The sequence below is a fragment of the Petralouisia muris genome, assembly GCF_004793545.1.
In the GTDB taxonomy this organism is placed as follows: domain Bacteria; phylum Bacillota; class Clostridia; order Lachnospirales; family Lachnospiraceae; genus Petralouisia; species Petralouisia muris.
In genome coordinates, this window is record NZ_SRYA01000027.1 from 1 (window position 1) to 17,533 (window position 17,533).

General features: G+C 45.8%; 10 protein-coding genes. 1 reads left to right on the forward strand and 9 read right to left on the reverse strand.

The window, feature by feature from the left end:
* Positions 1 to 89 precede the first annotated feature (89 nt).
* From E5329_RS14055 to E5329_RS14070, 4 genes are all read right to left on the reverse strand, one after another.
* The gene (locus E5329_RS14055) at positions 90 to 770 is read right to left on the reverse strand and encodes a glycoside hydrolase family 3 protein (RefSeq protein ID WP_135990147.1); all 681 of its coding nucleotides are present in this window, start codon (positions 768 to 770) and stop codon (positions 90 to 92) included.
* Between the two features lie 69 nt (positions 771 to 839).
* Positions 840 to 2,801, reverse strand: coding sequence for a glycoside hydrolase family 2 protein (locus E5329_RS14060; protein ID WP_135990148.1), 1,962 nt, complete (start codon positions 2,799 to 2,801; stop codon positions 840 to 842).
* A 218-nt stretch (positions 2,802 to 3,019) separates the two neighbouring features.
* Positions 3,020 to 4,297, reverse strand: a complete 1,278-nt coding sequence (locus E5329_RS14065; protein ID WP_135990149.1) for an ATP-binding protein — start codon at positions 4,295 to 4,297, stop codon at positions 3,020 to 3,022.
* On the reverse strand, positions 4,297 to 5,004 hold the full coding sequence (locus E5329_RS14070) for a LytR/AlgR family response regulator transcription factor (protein WP_135990150.1): 708 nt from the start codon (positions 5,002 to 5,004) through the stop codon (positions 4,297 to 4,299). The genes E5329_RS14065 and E5329_RS14070 overlap by 1 nt, the downstream gene beginning before the upstream one ends.
* A gap of 216 nt (positions 5,005 to 5,220) precedes the next feature.
* Between E5329_RS14070 and E5329_RS14075 the strand changes: the two genes are divergently transcribed.
* Positions 5,221 to 6,012: a sirohydrochlorin cobaltochelatase gene (locus E5329_RS14075; protein WP_135990151.1), complete on the forward strand. Its 792-nt coding sequence runs from the start codon at positions 5,221 to 5,223 to the stop codon at positions 6,010 to 6,012.
* A 228-nt stretch (positions 6,013 to 6,240) separates the two neighbouring features.
* Here the strand turns inward: E5329_RS14075 and glgB are convergent, their stop codons facing one another.
* The 5 genes from glgB to E5329_RS14100 all read right to left on the reverse strand — a co-directional run bounded on the left by glgB (position 6,241) and on the right by E5329_RS14100 (position 17,418).
* Positions 6,241 to 8,133, reverse strand: a complete 1,893-nt coding sequence (gene glgB / locus E5329_RS14080; RefSeq protein WP_135990152.1) for a 1,4-alpha-glucan branching protein GlgB — start codon at positions 8,131 to 8,133, stop codon at positions 6,241 to 6,243.
* 27 nt (positions 8,134 to 8,160) lie between these two features.
* Positions 8,161 to 11,559: a hypothetical protein gene (locus E5329_RS30715; protein WP_275443278.1), complete on the reverse strand. Its 3,399-nt coding sequence runs from the start codon at positions 11,557 to 11,559 to the stop codon at positions 8,161 to 8,163.
* 147 nt (positions 11,560 to 11,706) lie between these two features.
* Positions 11,707 to 13,062, reverse strand: coding sequence for an AI-2E family transporter (locus E5329_RS14090; protein WP_135990153.1), 1,356 nt, complete (start codon positions 13,060 to 13,062; stop codon positions 11,707 to 11,709).
* 66 nt (positions 13,063 to 13,128) lie between these two features.
* Positions 13,129 to 15,435 (reverse strand): hydratase, encoded by a 2,307-nt coding sequence (locus tag E5329_RS14095; RefSeq protein WP_135990154.1) that lies wholly within the window; start codon positions 15,433 to 15,435, stop codon positions 13,129 to 13,131.
* Positions 15,436 to 15,495: 60 nt separating this feature from the next.
* A complete protein-coding gene (locus E5329_RS14100) occupies positions 15,496 to 17,418 on the reverse strand; it encodes a hybrid sensor histidine kinase/response regulator (protein ID WP_168356634.1) in 1,923 nt (640 codons plus the stop codon).
* Between the last annotated feature and the right edge of the window lie 115 nt (positions 17,419 to 17,533).

Below are 17,533 nucleotides of genomic sequence, written 5' to 3' on the forward strand. Positions count from 1 at the left end.
CCACTCAGAAATAAGCATTTTTTATTCCTCCCCGTCACTCCCATTCATATAACATAATTCTTTTCTGTTTCTTCATGGACTTTCCGAGACTACACATCTAAATCCGCTCCTTCTCCGCCCACACGGGAAAATGTTACAATTGCCGCATCGCCGTAATCCGCTGCGGAATTTATGGCTGCGTCCGTGTATTTCTCCCAGGGACATTCTGATACTTTCGCACCCTCCGTTGCCACCATGCCGGCTACTTTCCTGGCATATTCGGAAGCATCATTCACATAAAAATCCCAGAGAGCTGCATTCACTTCAAATCCTGCGTTCTCCAACGCTCCTTTTAAAGTATTTGCGGTAGAAGCGTCAATATTTCCGGAACCGGTACCGCCATATACCAGATTCACCGATGAATTGGAAAAACAACTGACCTTGCTGCCCTTAGCCAACGGCAATGCGTTGTTTTCATTCATCAGAAGAGCCGCCCCTTCCGCTTCCACCTGCTGGCAGAGCTTCAATCCGTAATGCACCATCTCTTCTTTGGAAGCAAAATCCGCCTCATAATAAACGGCGCTGTCGTCTCTGTTTTCCAAATGGTTGAAGGTTCCTCCAACGAAAATTGAAAAGGAGTTGTCAAACATGCTGGTAACAGCCGTTGCCGCAATCAAAATCACTGCAAAAGGAAGGCTGAACCAGGTCAGAAACTTCCATGGCCTGGTAGCTTTGCGGCGGGCCCGTTTAAATTCTTTTTTTCTCTTCTTCATTTCTTTTTTCTCTTCCATAGTCTCCTCCATTTCATACATTTTTACATAAACAAACTGTCTGTGCAAAAAACATACAACCCTTTCTCCCTATACCCAGTTTTGGCTTTTTCCTTTTTTCACTTTATATTCCGGCCGGGGTTTGTCTGTCCGATAAATCACCGCCTGATCCCTAAGCTCTCCTGCCCGCGCCTCCAGATGGTTTTCCTGTTCCAGTTCCACCTTAAAGTGAAACGCATGGCTGCCCTTTTTTACCCCAATCCGTTTGCCGTTCTGATATAATGCCACCTCTTTCTGATTGGAATAAACGGTCACATCCGCAACCTGCTCCGTCCGGTATTCATAACGTTTCCCGCAGAGATGGACAAAGGGTTCCTCACTCCACCATGCCTTGTAAATATAAAAGCTGTCCTTTTTTATCTTCCGGTCAAAGGTCACAAGTCCTTTATGATTCATACCCGGCTCTCCGCCCTGCTCCCTGGCGTCCGCTGCAAAATCAAACATGTTCCACACATACGTGGACCAAAGAAATGGATGCCTTGCAAAACAGTCCAGCATATACTCATGGTATTTGGCCTGATATTCCTCCGTGTGATCCCCCCGCCTGGGCTTTGCGCTGTGAAGATTGGGCATTCCCTCTGCTCCGTATTCCGAATACCCAAGGCACCTCTTGGGATATTTCCAGTGATAAAACCGCAGAAACAGGTCGTTCAGAAACAGTCCCGGCACATACCATCCCAGATACAGGTTCCATGCCACAAGATCCGAAATTTTTGTAACTGGATGGAAGGGATGGCACATGGCGTAACATGCAAGTGTTGTGGGCCGCCCCGGGTCCAGTTTTTTTGCATATCTCTGAAGATTCCTGTGGTTGTCCAGCATATCCTTTCTGTGCTTTCTGGAAATGGTAATCTCATTGGAAAGCCCCCAAGTCACAATGCAGGGATGGTTGTAATTCTGAGTAATCAGTTCCTTCATCTGGAAAAATGTGTTCTTCCTTCCCTCCGGCATATGGGCGGAAATATAAGGAATTTCTGCCCATACCACTATGCCGTATCGGTCACAGAGTTCATAAAAATACTGGTCGTGCTGATAATGTGCCAAACGAATGGTATTGGCTCCCACCTCCCGGATCAGTTCCATATCCTGTTCCATCTGTTCTCTGGAAATAGCATTTCCTATTCCCTTCCAGTCCTGATGCCTGGAAACGCCCCGCAGGGGATAAGATACGCCGTTTAAGAAAAATCCCCGTTTCGGATCAACAGAAAAAGTCCGAATGCCGCAGGCTGATGTAATCTGATCCAGCAGTTCATCCCCCCGTTTCAAAGCTGCTGTTACCTGATACAAATAAGGATCTTTGACGCCGTTCCACAGATGGGCCTGTTCCACTTCAAACACCCCTTTACATCCCCGGAATTGTGAAATCCTGTTTCCCTCACCATCCTTCAGCGTCAGTTCCACATACAGCTCTTCTTCCGGTTCGGGACAGGATGTTTGCTGCTGATTTCCAGATTCCTGGGCTACAAATGCCTGAACCTTTATCATACCGGCGCCGTCTTTGACCTCCGTGCTGATTTTGATTCCAGGCCCTCCATAATAATCCAGTTCAAAATGATGTTCCGATACAATCAGAAATTCCACCTCACGGTAAATTCCGCCGTAAAATGTAAAATCCGCCACCTGTGGATACACTTTTTCGTTTTTGCTGTTATCCACCTCCACTCGAAGCATATTTTCTTCTGCCAATTTTCCCGTGACATCTGCCCGGAATGTAGAATATCCGTTGTGATGGCTGCAGACTTTTTTCCCATTTAGAAACACATAGGCGCTGGCATTCACCCCATGAAACTGAAGGTATACCCGCTCCCCCTCCTGAAATTCCGGTTTTGGAATTACTTTTTCATAAACGCAGGTTCCCCGGAAATAATCATTTCCTCCATCCTGGCCGTCCTGGGCGTTCCAGGTATGGGGAAGATTTACCAGCTGCTCTTTTCCTTCCGGTCCGGTAAAGATCCACCCATTCATTAGGCTGACTGTTCTTCTTTCCGCCATAGCTGCTCCCTCCTTTCTTCCAAAAAATAAAAATGGAACTTTGTATAAAAAATATTATACCAAAATTCCTTTTTTTATTTCCAGTGCTATGTCCTAAGCGGTAGCATATCTGTCCTATGCGGCAAATTGCACTCGTTTGCTTGGATGATTCATATAAAATTGTGCATAACTTACAAAACTTTTCCCATAAGAAGGATCCGCATAGTTACAGCGTTCTTTCACGTAAGAGGAATCAGCATTGTCACGGAAAAGCATCCATCTTCTTCCTCAAGATTCAGCACCCCTTCGTATTTTTTCAGGTTATGCTCGATGCTCCTGAATCCGAATCCATGAAATCCTCTGTCCTTCTTGGTTGTCACCGGGAACCCGCCCTGATAGACCAGCGGCGCTTCCATCGGATTGATAATCTGAATTGTCAGAAACTTCTTCCTGCGGTATATCATCAGATCAATCTGTTTTTGTTCCTTCTCTTTCAGTTTTCCTACTGCTTCTATCGCGTTATCAATTGCATTTCCCAGAATGGCATACAAATCCACCGTATCCATAAAATCCAGACAGCTCCCGTCCGCCACGCAGGAAAGAGCAATGCCCTGCTCCCGGCAAAAAAGGCTTTTTTCCGTCAGAATGATATCCAGCGTTTCATTTCCAGTCTTAACAATGGCTTCATACAGGGAAACCGATTCCTCAAGCTCATCCAGATACCTGTCCGCCTGCTCCTTGGGCATATTTCGAAGAGCGCGGATCTGATGCTTCAAATCATGGGTCTTCTGATTGATTAACGCAATGGTTTCTTTGGACAGATAATACTGTTCCCGCTCTTTCTTCCGAAGCAGGTTCATCATCTCTATTTCTTTACGCATCTCACTTTTTTTGAACAATTCATTCTGAAGATACAGGGTAACGGCAAGTAAAATTTGTGCCATATAGAGAATCAGCCAGCGTAAGTCAAAAAGGCTGATTTCCAACGAACCAAACATAACTGCAAGGACCTGCAGCACCACAAAATCAGAAACTGCAAGGGCAAGCTGTCGGGGACCGATTTTCTTCTCTCCTCCGTCAGGCATGTTTTTCCCAATTGTCAATGCTGACAGGAGATCCCCAACCAGATAAATGCAGATTCCCATTCCCCAGTCATGCCAGGGCTTTCCTGTTCCGGAGGTTTCGTACAGACAGCTTAATATTACCCAGAGCTCACTTAAAATCTGCCAGGTCAGAAATGCCCAGATACCATAATATACAGATGCGCTCCAGGTCAGCTGGATTCCCTGATGGAGCAGGCTGGCTAAAAAGATAAATCCCAATATTTTAACGAAAAATTCAAATTTTGACATGCTCTCTGCCAAGAGCCCGTATACAAGTCCACAGAGCAATAGATACAGAGCGATTCTTTCTGCAATACGCTTCCTGTTTTCCACTCTGCGCTGAAGCGTATAAACATAAACGATACCGCTTGGCAAAAATGCAAGGGCGCAAATCCAACGGCTTACCAAATCCATCAGCCCATTCCTCCCACATATTCCGCAAGGGACTGTAAAAAAGCGGCCCGGCTGCGTCTGCTGATTTCCAGCTCATATCCGCCCACCACCACCGTATTCTTTTTTACCTCAGATACATGCTTTAAATTCACAATATACCAGCGGTTGCATTTGGCAAAAGAGGCTGCCGGCAGCGATTCCTCCAGGCTTTGTATCGTTCCCCGAAGGGAATATTCTCCCTGAGAGGTATAATAATGAAGGATACGGTTCTGCACCTCCACATAATAAATCTGTGAAATGTCCAGCTTCTTGACGCCATCCGGACAGGAAAGCAGGATTTCCTGGGATTTTCTTTTATTCAGGCGCCTGAAGCATCTTGTCAGCCTCATGGCAAACTGGTAATAGCTAATCGGCTTCGTCACAAAATCCAGCGCCTCCACCTCATACCCCCGGATGGCGTAACCTGCAAGATTCGTAATAAACATCAAAGCAACCTCTGTGTCCATCTCCCGAATTCTGACTGCCGTATCCATTCCGTTGATTCCAGGCATCTCAATATCCAAAAGAATCAAATCATAAACAGGCTGATAATTCGCAAGAAGCCCTGTTCCATCAAAAAAGACAGACACTTTTAACGGAATGCTTTTCTCCTTCTGATATTGTTCCATAAAATCCTGAATCTGCCTGGAACATTCCTTTTCATCTTCCACAATTGCTATGTGATACATGTTATCCCACCTGACAATAAAAACTTCTATGGACAGTTTACCATGGATTTTCACAAGTAACAACCATATATCTCATTCCTGCAATCCAATATTTTACCAATGCTGCTGTTCACAATAACTTTCCCGTGTACAGCCGTATATTTTCTGGTATAATAAAGAAGGCAAATGAAAAACAGATATCATTTACTCAGAATTTTCACTGGAAAGGACATACATATGAAACAGAAGCAAGCGATCCTTCTGGTTAGCTTTGGCACCAGTTATCTGAAAAGCAAAGAAAAAACCATTGACAAACTACTGGAAAAAACTGCGGAATCATTTCCTGATTACAGGATTTACCAGGCATGGACCAGCAAAGTAATCATTAAAATTTTAAAAGAACGCAACAATATTGTTATTCCCGCCATTGAGGAAGCAATGGCTCAGATTCATTCCGAGGGTATCGAAAAGCTGATTGTCCAGCCCACCCATTTCATCAACGGCATTGAAAATGAGACGATGGAAGAGCTTGTGCTCCAGCATGCAGCGCCCGGCTTAGACATCCGCTTCGGGGATCCTCTGCTTACAAGTACCGAAGATCACAAGGCTGTGCTTCAGGCAGTTATCCGGGAATTTTCCCAGCTCCCCAGGGAGGAAGCCCTGGTATATATGGGGCACGGAACCACCCATCACGCCAACTCCGTATATGCTGCCCTGGATTATATGCTGAAGGATATGGGCTGTCTCAATTTCTTTATGGGTACGGTGGAAGCTTATCCTGACCTGGATGCCTTAATCCGGCAGGTCACACGAACCAAAGCCCGGAAAGTCCACCTTGCCCCCTTTATGCTGGTGGCTGGAGATCATGCCAACAACGATATGGCAGGGGATCACAAAGACTCCTGGAAATCCCAGTTTGAAGCCGCAGGATATGAAGTGGAATGCCATTTAAAAGGGCTTGGAGAATATGAAGGAATCCGGGATATCTACATGGAACATTTGAGAAAAGCCATAGAAAAATCATTTTGATGTAATTCTTTCCAACGGCCCCTTCCTGGACGGAAAAGAAAATTTCCGCCTGAATTATAAGGAACTGTTCAGAAATAACTTTTATATAGTGCACAGAATGCAAGCAATATTAAAAGTTTTTTCGACAGTTCCTTATAATTAAGAGTATACTTATTTGCCAAATGATTTGCTGCTCTTCTTGAAATAGTGGGAATCTGTTGACAAACCATTTTGCTCGCAGGTATCTATTTAATATACAAAAACAGCCACGCCAAATGCCGGCAAAGGATAGGCAAAGGAGAAGGGCCTGTTATCGCACTCCTGCTTTTCTGCCTTATATACCAGCGGACGTTTTACGCCTTCTCCGCCGTATTTCTTGTCATCGCTGTTGAAAATCAGCTTATACTGCTTTTTCAGCGGTACGCCCACCCGGTAATCTTCCCGTTCCACCGGAGTAAAGTTGCAGACAAACAGCAGGTTATTTTTCCCTGTCCGGCTCTTTCTTACAAAGCTGAAAATACTGCGGAAATTATCGTCGGCATTAATCCACTCAAAATTCTCAAATCTGGTATCCGCCTCATACATCGCAGGATATTTTCGATAAATATGAAGCAGATCTTTCACAAAGGTCTGAAGCTGCAGATGCTCTGGCTCTGCTAACAGAAACCAGTCCAGCTCCCTTTCTTCGCTCCACTCCCGAAGCTGTCCAAATTCCTGCCCCATAAACAGAAGCTTTTTCCCGGGATGCCCCATCATGAATCCGTATCCAGCCTTTAAGTTGGAGAACTTATCCTTACCCTCTCCCGGCATTTTATTAATCATGGAGCATTTCAAATGTACCACCTCATCATGAGATAACACCAGAATATAATTTTCACTGTGGTTATAGCTCATGGCAAAGGTCATCCTGTTATGGTTGTCTTTGCGGAAATAGGGATCTAATTTCATGTAATCCAAAAAATCATGCATCCAGCCCATATTCCATTTATAGCTGAAATTCAGTCCATCCTCTTCCACGGTTCCGGTCACCCTGGGCCATGCAGTAGATTCTTCCGCAATCATAACGGTTCCCGGGTTCCTGCCCAGTATCAGGGTATTAATATGTTTAAAAAATTCAATTGCTTCCAGATTCTTATTATCGCCATATTTATTGGCTACCCATTGTCCGTCCTGCTTGCCGTAATCCAGATACAGCATAGAGGCCACTGCGTCTACCCGAAGGCCATCTACATGATAATGCTCTACCCACATCAGGGCGCTGCCAATCAGGAAATTCTTCACCTCATTTTTGCCATAATCAAAAATCTTAGTGCCCCAGTCCGGATGTTCTCCTTTCCTGGGATCTGCATATTCGTACAGACATGTTCCATCAAACTCTGCAAGGCCATGGGCATCCCTTGGGAAGTGGGCCGGTACCCAGTCCAAAATAACGCCAATTCCATGCTTATGCAGATAATCTACCAAATAGGCAAAATCTGCAGGGGTTCCATACCGGGAGGTGGGCGCATAATATCCTGTCACCTGATACCCCCAGGAACCGTCGAAGGGATATTCAGAAATTCCCATCAACTCTACATGGGTGTATCCCATTTCTTTCACATACTCTGCCAATTTTACCGCAAACTCACGATAGGTATAAAACCCTTCATCCTCTCTGCCCGGATGACGCATCCAGGAACCGGGATGCACCTCATAAATTGCCATTGGCAGGGCATGAACGTCTTTGCAAGCCTTACGCTTTTCCATCCATTTAGTATCTGTCCACTTAAATGCATTGATATCTGCCACGGCAGAGGCATTTCCCGGACGCAATTCCGCATAATTAGCAAAGGGATCGGCCTTGTAAAGTTTATTTCCCTCTGGAGTTTCAATGTAAAATTTGTACAAATCGCCTTCTTTCACTCCCGGGATAAACAGCTCAAAAATTCCCATAGGCTCTAAGCGCTTCATTTCATTTGCATCTTCTTTCCAGTCATTGAACTCTCCAATAACCGAAACTTTAGCGGCATTAGGAGCCCATACTGCAAAGTATACGCCCTTTTTTCCCTTTTCTGTAATGGGATGAGCGCCTAATTTCTTGTAAATGTCATAATGTGTTGCCTGTCCAAAATAGTACATGTCTAAATCTGAAAAACGTTCCATAGCTACCACTCCTGTTTTTATCTTATTTTATTCTTCAAAATCTTTTTCTCTCAGATATAAATACCCTTCCGGGCTGAATTTCTTTCCGCCAAATAATTTCTTAAATCCACCTCTTTCCGCACTGCTGATGGCCATATCCACAATTTCTTTTACCTCTGTCAGCGTAGTGGCCTCATCCAGCTTTTGTATATTGCTGATACGGTTATAAAGAGCTAATATTCCCATATCATCAATTTCACATTCCTGCTCAAAAGCATATGCTTTCGCAAATTCCACCAGTTCATCACTGGTGAAGACCGGTATCTTAATTCGTTCCGTAAATTTCTTTGCAAAATTTGCATCCTGACTTAAAACCTTTTCAATTCCTTTTCTGGTATCTTCCAGAATGAACAAAAGCCCGTCGGTATCCTGATCCATCAAAAGAGCCAGCCTCGTGGCTGTTTCCTGAGAAATCTCTCCAGCCCTTTCAATAATAAGATATCCGCCTGCAATTTTTTTAAGCAACTGGCTTAAATCCTTCTGGTTCAGGGATTCTCCTGTAATCTTGCCTACCTTTCCTTCCTGGTGGCCGCCCTCTTTTTGAAGGGCTTTGATCATATCAGTAGCCAGTACTGTTTTTCCGCTGCCGCGGCCGCCCATAATCAAAATGTTTCCGCTGCCGGAACTGTTTTCCCTGCCTTTTCTATGTAAGGCTCCCTCCAGCACCTGGCAAATCTGCTGCTCCATTCCGGTAACCGGAACAAAATAAGAAAAAATTTCTTTTTGTTCTTCACTTAACTTCCGAACCGGTTCCTCTTCTGAAGCCATTTTTATTTCAGATTCAAACAGCGTTTCCTCCGGCTCCAGCGAAACTTCAGGAACAGGAAGCTCCTCCGGCTTCGGCTCTGGTACCGGAACAGGCTCTTCTTCCCGTTCCAATTCTACCTTGGGAAGCTGATTCTTCTCTTCTCTTGAGGCTTTTGCTGCCCGAAATGCAGATTCCAGATAGCTTTCCGCATCTTTCCTGGCCGGAATCTCCGGTTCCTTCGGCGCTTCCGGCTGCCTGGGAAGCTCTGCCGAAACCTCTGGCCGCCTTGTTGTTCCCATTGGAACCTCTGGATGGCCAGGCATTTTCGTTGGAACCTCCGTCGGTATGGAAGTTTCCCGCAAAACATCTTGGGATTTCAGAGCTTCCGGCTGTCCCGACAGGTCCCCGGCCTCTGATACAATTTTTTCTTCCAATGACTCCTCTGGCAAACTTTCCGGTTCCCTTGCCAGGGTCTCTGACGGAGCTTCCGGTTCTTTGGCAGCGCCCTTTATTGGATATCCTGCCCTGGCTAAGGCACTTTCTGGCGGATATCCCTCTTCTTTCAGAAAACTTTCTATCGGATACCCTGCTCCTTCTGGAGAAATCTCCATTGGATAGTCCTGTCTATGCCCTTCCAAGGAAAACTCAGGCTCTTCTGGCAGAGCCTGAGACGGCGCCTGTAAATTTTCTTCGTATATCTTCCGGCCATCTTCCTTCTGCAAAACCATTGCCGATTCTTCCTCCGGAAGATAATCTTCCGGTTGCATTCCGGCCTCTGAACCACTGTAATAACCTTCCGACTCCATTCTGGCTTCTGCCTTTGCATGATAGCCTTCCACCTGCATTCCAGGCTCTTGCCCTGGCTGATATTCTTCCGCCTGCATCTCTGGCTCTTGCCCTGGCTGATAGCCTTCCGCCTGCATCTCTGGCTCTTGCCCTGGCTGATAGCCTTCCGCCTGCATTCCGGCTTCAAGCTCCGCACGATAGTCTTCCGGCTCCATTCCGGCTTCCGCTCCGCTGTAATAGCCTTCCATCTGCATCTCTGGTTCCGCTCCGGCAGGATACCCTTCCGGCTCCATTCCGGCTTCCGCTCCGCTGTAATAACCTTCCATCTGCATCTCTGGTTCCGCTCCGGCAGGATACCCTTCCGGCTCCATCCCAGCCTCTGCTCCGCTGTAATAACCTTCCGGTTCCATCCCAGCTTCTTCTCCGACAGGATACCCTTCCGGCTCCATCCCAGCTTCTGCTCCGCTGTAATACCCTTCCGGCTCCATCCCAGCTTCTTCTCCGCTGTAATACCCCTCCGGCTCCATCCCAGCCTCTGCTCCGTTGTAATACCCTTCCGGCAACATCTCCGCCTCATCATAATATTCCTCTTCTGCCGGAAACTCTGCATCCTGCAGATAGCGTTCCGCCAGCAATTCCTGCGGTGAAACCCCCGCATTCAGCTTCGGGATAATCTGGTTCAGCCGTTCCATTAACTCTTCCGCTTCCTGCAGCGCCCTTGCCTTGGCGGATTCCAGCTTTCTCTGCTGAGCGACTGCCATTGCTGCCTCTGCTGCCCGTCTGGTCTTCTCCCACTCTGACAAAACATCCTCTATCCGAAGCTGGCCGTTAACCTGAGGTTCCCACCAGTCTCCCCCTGGAACAGACATGCGAATCTGCCCGTCCCAATCCTCAGCCAGCAATTCATTAAAATCCGTCTGCAAAGAGCCGTCGATCTCTTCATCTGTCTCAATATGCCCATACCGTTCTTCCTCAGCCACTAATTCCTCTTCCGGCTGAGGCATCTGCAAATAGGGGATTTCCTCCACGATTTTCTTAATGCTATCCATGGTGTCAGAAACCGTTTCCCTGGTATTTGCCTCCATAATCTGCTGCATGCCCTTGGCCAGTTCCTCCTGCAGGTTCATGGTGTTAAAACGGCCGGCATTTGCCGTAATATCTGGTATCTCCACTGTCTCGTGAATGATTTCTTCTGATTCTATCGTATCCTCCGTCTGCGCTTCATAAATCTCCCCCCTGCGCATCTTAATCTCCCGGTATTTCTCTTCCTGATATTTATTCAGGGGCTGGTAGAGCATCTTAAGCTCCAAAGCACGTTCCACATACTTTCCATCACCGATCCACAATACCAACTCATCACAAATTTCCACACACCGCTCACTGTTGCCTGAACGGTGATACAGGCAGGCAAGCTCAAAGGCCCATTCCTCTGTATATTCCCGCTCCTTGAATTCCTCTAAAATAGCAATCAGTTCTTCAATGGGCAGCCCTTCCAGCCGGGCAAGCTGATATCGAAGCACATATTTCAGATTATCGTACGGAGCAACCTCCAGAAATTCGTCATAATATTCCTTCGCCTCTTCCAGATTCCCCATTTTCATAGAAACCAGCGCCAGCCGGTAAATAATATTCCTTCCAACTGTTGCCCGATCATAAGCCATAAGAAGAATCTCACGGCTGTTCTCATACTGTTTATTTCTGTCGTATATTTCCCCAACCATACAAAGGGTTGTTGCACTCTTTACTTTTCTCCAATTAATCGTATCTGCAATCTCCGCCGCAGTACTATAATCTTTCTCTTCCACCAGATTTTTCAATTGCTCCAGCTTCAGTTTGTATTCATATTTGTCCAAACGTTTCACCTCAAAATTATTAAAAGGTATAAAACTCCTAATTATCAACCTGTACCCTATAGTCTACCATAATTCACCCTGATATGTCAAAAAAATATCGCAGACATTATCCATTTCAGACAATGCCTGCGAAACTAACCAAAACTGTTATTTCTCTTCCTTTTTCTCTGCTTTTTTCTCTTCCTTTTTTCCTTCGTCTTTTTTTACTGGTTTCTGTATTTTCACTGGCTGCTCTGGAAAACAAATCAGTGTATTAGTCTCTATATCCAGTTTTTGGGCTTTAATATAACTTCTGGTGTCTCTGGGCAATCGTTTACTCTTTAATATATAATCCAGAATTTTCTTGACGATATAGAAAATTACCGCAAACGCCGGAACGCCGATAATCATACCCGGAATTCCAAAAATACCGCCGAAGGTCAGTATGGCAAATACCACCCAGAAGGAAGACAGCCCAGTGGAATCCCCCAAAATCTTCGGCCCGATAATATTTCCGTCCACCTGCTGCAGCACCAGAATAAAAATAATAAAATACAAACCCTTGATGGGATTTGCCAGCATAATCAGGATGGTGCTGGGCACAGCTCCCAGATACGGGCCGAAAAAGGGAATCACATTCGTCACTCCAACAATCACACTCACCAGCACACTGTAAGGCATCTTCATAATATACAGACATATAAAGCAAAGAATCCCGATAATCAGAGAATCCAGGATCTTTCCGGAAATAAATCCGCCAAAGATCTCATTGCTTTTGTGTACCGTATGAATCACTGCGTTGGCTTTTTTTCCCGGCAGCAGCGCATAGACAATCTTCTTGCTCTGGCCGATAAACAATTCTTTGCTCATCAGCACATAAATAGAAATAATAATGCCGACTATCACATTAAACATCAATTTTACTGCAATAATCACACCGGAAGTAAGGCCCGCAAGAACATTTCTGGTCTGGGGAAGGAATTCTGTCTGGGCCCATTCTTCAAAAAATTCCGTTCCCTTTGTCAGAGCAGTTTCCAAATAACCGGAAATATTGCTGTCTGAACTGACATAATCATTCAGCCAGTCCATAAAACTGTTCACCTGTCTCGGCAGTGTACCAATAAGTCCATTAATGCTGCGGTACAGCTCCGGTATTACCATCTGCAGCAAAACAGCGATAATAATCAACACAAACAACAGCGCGCCTGCCACACTGAGGCCCCTTACCAGCCTCCTGGCTTTCCTTTTATTCTTCATCCTTTCCTGCATCACAGGCAGCAGATGGCGTTCTTCAAAATTCACAATGGGCGTAACAAGATAAGCCAAAACAAATCCAATGGTAATCGGCTGCAGAATCACTGCCAGCCGATCCATCACCTGCGCCACTCCATGAAAACGGTAGACAAAGAAGAAAAAAGAAATGCTGGCTGCAACTACCAAAAAGGAAGTCAGCCCTATCGCCAGATAGGGTCTGATATTCCAGTTGTTTTTTTCATTCCTTTGTTTTTTTTCCTGTTCTTCCAAAATAAAATTTCCTCTTTTCTTACAGACCGCTGCATGATCCTTCTTCAAAAACAGCAGTTCTGCCTGTTATCCTTTATAATAGTTAATCAGGCATCCCTTTAATATGATCGTCCGTTCATCCTCCGTCAGTTCTCCCATGCCTAAAGTAAATTCCTGCAATGCCCCGTCTTTCACCACATAAGCGGCAACCTCACTTTTCTTCTCTTCCACCGCCTTGCGGATATCAGGAATAAAAATATAATCTCCATTGGCAAAGGGCAATTCCCCTTCCGGAATCAAAAACGGCAGCATACCCCAGTTGATCAGATTCGAGCGGTAACGTTTGGTGGCGTATTCATTGGCAATGTTGGCCCAGCCCCCTAATACCTTCTGGCAAGAAGCCGCCTGTTCCCTGGCAGAGCCATCTCCTGGCTTTACTGCAAAAATGGCGCTTCCAATTCCCAGCAATCCAGGCTCTTTCTTCTCTCCAAATCCCTTTTCAGGAAACGTCTGGTTAATTGCAGCCATCACCGGCCCAAGCTCCTCCACCGCATCAATAGGGCAGGTTCCTGCTTCCAAAGCTTTCTGGGCTTTCTGAATCTCTTTGGCGCGCCCTACATAAGCCGGATCTTTTCTGGATAAGGTAAATTCTGCCAGTCCCAGCGGATTGGAGCGGTAAGAAGAGGTTTCACCGGAAGGAATCAGCTCATCTGTGGTGGTTACCGGATCATGAATCTCAGACACTAACTTCAGCACCATATGTTCCGGCAATTCACTCATTGCCGGCCAGTCTTTGATATTGGGACCAAACCGAACCTCCTGAGAAGGATCTGCCTCTCCTTTGCTGTCAAAGACACGGTTTTCATAAATTCGGCTGTCAAAGTGATATTTGGGGCTGGTATATTCCACATCCAAATCTGTTGCCGCTGTCAGATATCCTTGATTAGCCGCTGTCGCCGCAATGGAACGGGCGTCCATCAGCGCTACTGATGCAATCTGTCCGCTCTGCAGCTTGCTTCCCTCACGGTTGGGGAAGTTTCTGGTGGAATGGCGGATAGAGAATCCATTATTGCCTGGCGTATCCCCGGCGCCGAAACAGGGACCACAGAATGCTGTTTTCAGCACTGCTCCTGTTGCCATCAGGGAAGCTGCCGCTCCATTTTTCACCAGTTCCATATAAATCGGCATACTTGCCGGATATACGCTCAGGGTAAATTCATCCGCACCAATGCTTGCCCCCTTTAAAATATCTGCCGCATCGCAAATGTTTTCAAATCCGCCTCCGGCACATCCTGCAATAATTCCCTGATCCACATAAAGCTTTCCATTTCTCACTTTATCCTTCAATGAGAATTCCACTGCCCCATCCAGGCTAACCCGGGCTTTCTTCTCACAATCCTCCAAAATATCCATCAGATTCTGATTCAGCTCCTCAATGGTATAAGTATTGCTGGGATGGAAGGGCATAGCAATCATTGGCTTTACTTTATCCAAATCCACTTCAATCATTCCGTCATAATATGCTGCCTGTCCAGGGTTCAGTTCTTTATAATCTTCCCTTCTTCCATGAATCTCATAAAATTCCCGAATAGCGTCATCCGTCTGCCAGATAGAAGACAGACAGGTAGTCTCTGTGGTCATAACATCAACGCCGATTCTGAAATCTGCACTTAAACCGGAAACCCCTGGCCCTACAAATTCCATTACCTTGTTATTCACATAACCGTTGGCAAATACTGCCCCAATAATGGCAAGAGCCACGTCCTGAGGCCCTACGCCCCGCTGAGGCTTCCCGGTAAGATACACGCCTACCACCCCGGGCATGTTGATATCATAAGTTTTATTCAGCAGCTGTTTTACCAGTTCCGGCCCGCCTTCTCCCATTGCCATGGTACCCAGAGCGCCGTATCTGGTGTGGGAATCGGAACCCAGAATCATTTTGCCGCCGCCTGCAAGCATTTCCCTTGCATACTGATGGATGACTGCCTGATGAGGCGGTACATAGACGCCGCCGTATTTTTTGGCGCAGCTAAGCCCAAACATATGATCATCCTCGTTGATGGTTCCTCCCACGGCACAGAGGGAGTTATGGCAGTTGGTAAGCACATAGGGAACCGGAAATTTCTCCAACCCTGAAGCCCTGGCGGTCTGGATGATTCCCACAAAAGTAATATCATGAGAAGTCAATTTATCAAACTTAATTTTCAGCTTCTCCATATTGCCTGAGATATTATGTTCTGCTAAAATCCCGTAAGCAATGGTGTTTTTGGCAGCCTCCTCTTTGGTTATGGAAAGTCCTGTCTCCGCCTGAATTGCTGCTGCCGCCTGAGCGTTATCCTCAATGAAAGATGTTCCATTTACCAGATAAACGCCGCCGTCGTGTAATGTTATCATGTGATTTCCTCCTATTTTTGTCAATTAATACTCTATATAACGCCAAGTATAACCCTTTTGTCAAATAAATTCTTTTATTTTTCGGTGCAGAAGCTGCATTTCCACCGGTTTCGTTAAATATTCGTCCATACCGATCTTCTTTGCATGCTGGCTGTCCCCTGGAGATGCATTGGCAGTCAGCGCCATAATCGGCACAGTTTTGGCGTCTGTCCGATTCAGGGCGCGAATCTCTCTGGTTGCCGTCAGCCCATCCATCACAGGCATCCGAATGTCCATCAGAATCAAATGATACCATCCCGGCTGAGAATTTCTGAACTTCTCCAACGCAATCAGTCCATTTTCCGCAGCGTCTACTTCCAGATTCCAGTCCTCTAAAAAAGTCTGCACAATCTCCAGATTAATTTCATTATCTTCCACTACCAGCACACGCTGCCCTTGGAATACCTCTGAAAAATCATACTCTTCCTCCGGAATATTCTCTTTCTTGTCGGTATCCAATGTCTGAAAGGGCAGTTCCACTACAAAGGTAGTGCCTTGTTTCTTCCTGCTCTTAAAGCTTATGGTTCCTCCCATAAGCTTAACCAGACTTCTGGTAATGGAAAGCCCAAGGCCACTGCCTTCAAAAATTCGGCCTTCTGTAGAACTCTCCTGCTCAAAAGGTTCAAACAATACTTTCTGGAACTCCTCGCTCATGCCAACGCCGTTATCCTTAATCGTAATTCTCAGTACTGTCTCTTGTCCCTGACCTTGCAGCTGTTCTGCTTTCAGGGAAACTTCTCCCCCTTCCCCTGTATATAAAACGGCATTGCTCAAAAGATTCAAAAGAATCTGTTTCAGACGCAGATCGTCTCCCAAATAGGCTTCTGCCACCGCTGCATCCACGGAGACCTTCAGCTGCTGCTTCTTTTCCTCTGCCTGCAGCACAAGCATCGCCGTAAGTTCCTGTATCAATTCCCGAAAATGGAATTTCTTCTCCCCTATTACAAGCTTCCCGCTTTCAATCTTAGACATATCCAGAATATCGTTGATTTTTGACAGCAGAAAACGGGTGGAAAGTCCCATTTTCTTCAGACACTCCCTTACCTTTTCCGGATTTTTCAAATTGGTCTCTGCAATATTTGACATTCCCATAATTGCATTAATGGGAGTCCGGATATCATGCGACATTCTGGAAATAAAATCCGTCTTGGCCTGATTCGCCCGTTCTGCGGCCTTTAAAGCAGTTTTCATCTGCTCTTCCATTGTCTTGCGTTCATCAATATTCCGGCTCAGTGAAATCTGCATCGTATCGTCATTATAGGGATTATCTACACGGATCACATGGGTGTCTGTCCAGTGATATCTTCCATCGTCTCCCATCTGCCGGTGCTCCATATATCTGAATTTTTCTCCGGAAGCATACATCCTTAACAGACTCTCCCGGCTAAAATTTTCCCGAAAAGCCTCCCTGTAATCCGGATGCATACTCTCAGCGCCAGCAGCAACCAAATCATCAAACCTGCCGGAAACAGGCGCGCAATGACTGTCAAATCCGGCATACTCCACCATAAAATAAGTATTTTTTGTCAGATTTACGGAGACTACCATAGTGTAGATCTGAGACAACGCAACCTGCATCTGCATCCGTCTCAGCTCCGTTCCCTGATCCATTTTTTCTATGGCGTGGCTGCAGACAGACACCACATATGCGGGAATTCTGTCTTCCCACATAACTTTCACAGCACTGATATCTACAAATTTCCCAAATGGCATATCGTAGCTGGTAATCACGCGGCTGTCTTTTCCCTCCATATCGCAGGCAGGACAGTGCATGCGGCCGCATTTCCACACTTCTTCACAAATATCCCCCGGTTTAATGGAATGCTTAATTTTCTTAATCCGTTCATTAACATACAGAATCTCATGGCTCTCTTCTGCAGTAACAAATATAGAGGCGCCTGTCATACTGTCCAGCACACGTTCTAACTGGCTTATTTTTCTCATAATCCCACCATTCCTATATGAATACGGCAATCGCTTCATATTTTGCACTGTTTTCTGAGTATAAAGATACTTTTATTATAGAGCCTTTTCTTCGTTACTGCAATAAAAATTTCCC